At 59.1% G+C, this 2,250-nt stretch carries 2 protein-coding genes; one reads left to right on the top strand and one right to left on the bottom strand.

Going from position 1 to position 2,250, the window contains the following annotated elements:
- Positions 1-103: 103 nt before the first annotated feature.
- Positions 104-670 (bottom strand): recombinase family protein, encoded by a 567-nt coding sequence (locus ACFFAR_RS31225; RefSeq protein ID WP_375509233.1) that lies wholly within the window; start codon positions 668-670, stop codon positions 104-106.
- Between the two features lie 250 nt (positions 671-920).
- On the opposite strand from ACFFAR_RS31225, the gene ACFFAR_RS31220 reads away from it, so the two are divergent.
- The coding region (locus tag ACFFAR_RS31220) for a hypothetical protein (protein WP_375509232.1) at positions 921-2,250 on the top strand (1,330 nt) is incomplete at its 3' end.

Here is a 2,250-nt window from a genome sequence, read left to right as displayed (position 1 = left end):
GGGTTCGCCGGCGTAGCGACGGTAACGCCGCTCCTGCTCCTGGTTTAGGAAGGAGACGGGCAAGGGTGGTCTTTGCGGGCGAGGCTGGGGTTAACCAAAACCGTCAAGCAGGAGCATCAACCGTTTTGGCAAGTTCGCGGTAGAGGGTGGTGCGATGCACCCTGAAAAGCTGGGCGACATCGCGCACTGCCTGACCTTCCTCAATCAACCGACGACCGAGCGCCACCTGGTCGGGTGCAAGTGCCGGCGGGCGACCAAATCGTACTCCTTTCTGCTGCGCGGCGATTCGTCCGGCACTGGTGCGGCCAAGGATCAGCGCGCGCTCGAACTCGGCGATGCCGGCAAACACGGTCAGCACCATGCGACCGGCCGGGCTCGTTGTGTCCGCCCACGGCTCGGCGAGGCTACGCAGGCCGGCACCGGCATCACGAAGCCGCTCAGCCGAGTCCAGCAGGTCACGAGTGGAGCGAGCAAGGCGGTCAAGCCGTGTGACAACGAGCACATCCTGGTCGCGCACCTGGTCAAGCAATCGCGCCAACTCGGGACGGTTGCGCTGAGCACCGGAAAGCTTCTCCTCATAGACGCGACGGCAACCCACCTCTCGCAACGCGCGGCGCTGAAGGGCAAGGTCCTGGTCGTCGGTACTAACGCGCGCATAGCCCAGGAGCATGGAATTGTCGCAAAAGTTGTCGAGAAAGCTCTGGCTTATGCAACCGATATTTGCAACAACGAAATGCTAGGTTTGTCTCAGGCACCTCGCTTGTCGTAGGAGTTCGGAGTTTCGCGACATCGCCCAAAGCACGGTCTTGTCACGTATAGCGATACTCGCTGCCGTGATTGCTCTCACAGCTCTGGCTTCGTTCGGGGCCGCCAAGTCGCAGCCGACTGCGACTGAGTCTTGTGAGGGCGAGCTGCGCTGCATGGCACAGACCTCGGTGCGGGAGGATTGTGGGAGTTCCGATGCTGAAGCGGTAACTGATTTGGCTGCACTGGGTCTCATTGGTGAAGCCGAGGAGGCGGTGAACAGACCGCTCTGCGCCTCTGCCGCTGGGCACAGAGCAAAAATGGAGCGAGCCGTAATCTTCGGTAGGCTCGCTGTAGCTCGAAAGCTTTCTGGTCGGGACGTTAGAGACTCATCCCTCGTGGAAGCAATCACAGTCTCCCGTGAAGCACGCACACCGACGACCTATCAGTTTGGATTGGTCGCGGCTCATGACTTTGACTTCGAGTACGTGACGTGTGATCTAGCGAATGACTTCATTCGCCTTGCAAAGCCGGATGATGGCAGGAAGCTAGTCGAGGCAACGCGGGATGTGCCTACGTATTTTTCAGCTTCCTGCCTTGGAAAGCTTGCTGGAACGCTCGACCAACTTGGCAAACCAAACGAAGCTGCGGCATTCCGCCATGAGGCACTTGATCGCGCTATTGCTTTACCCAACAGAAGCGAACGACAGATCGCGCTCGGCAATGTCGCTATGGGATTACTTGAAACTGGACACCTCGCGGATGCACTAAAAACTCTTCGCGGGTCTGGAATTACGGATTTCCAATCGGATATGTATGCCGGAAGCATTCGGCTCGGGTTTTATCGAGCGATGGCGATGCAGGAGGCGCACGAGGGCCACTACGACGGCGCATGGGAAGCCGCCGAAGCCGCGCGGAATGATAACGCGGGATTCGCCCTCTGGAATGACCTTGCTGAGTTGCTTCGTGCCATGTCGGTAGCGGGCCTACCAGGTGACGCTCGATCGGTGATCCGTCATGTCCAGGACCTCGTAAGTCAGACACCGCCTGAAAAGGTGTCACCCATACTCCGCGCGGCGCTAGGGTCGACATTGCTGACGGGAGGCGACACGGCAGGTGGGCAAGCTCAGTTCGACCTAGTTGCTCAGGCGGCTGATGCGGCCGTCAACGCCGATCAACGTTCTTACTTCCTACAAGCCTTGATTCGCGCCTACGCCGAAATAGGCAATACGCCGCACGCGCTGGAGCTTGTGGAAGCCAATTTCCCTCAAACCCCTAAGCTTCCGGGCCGCATAAACCGCTGGGGCGCCTTGCGGGACATTGCCCTGGCCGCGATACGACGCGAGCAGTTCGATGAAGCGGTCAAAATAGCCGAATGGGCAAATGATGCTGAGCTTCATGACTTGGTAGTCCACGCGGCAGCGCTCGAAGCAGCCAACCATGGACAATATGGAGAAGCCGAGCATTGGGCGCTTAAGATGACGACAGGAGAAGCTAGTCGTACAG

Source organism: uncultured Caballeronia sp., from assembly GCF_964243625.1.
In the GTDB taxonomy this organism is placed as follows: Bacteria; Pseudomonadota; Gammaproteobacteria; order Burkholderiales; family Burkholderiaceae; genus Caballeronia.
This window is presented reverse-complemented; position numbering and strand designations above follow the sequence as displayed.

Coding starts and splice junctions, on each gene's coding strand:
- ACFFAR_RS31225 (WP_375509233.1), bottom strand. CDS start 670: ATGCTCCTGGGCTATGCGCGCGTTAGTACCGACGACCAGGACCTTGCC.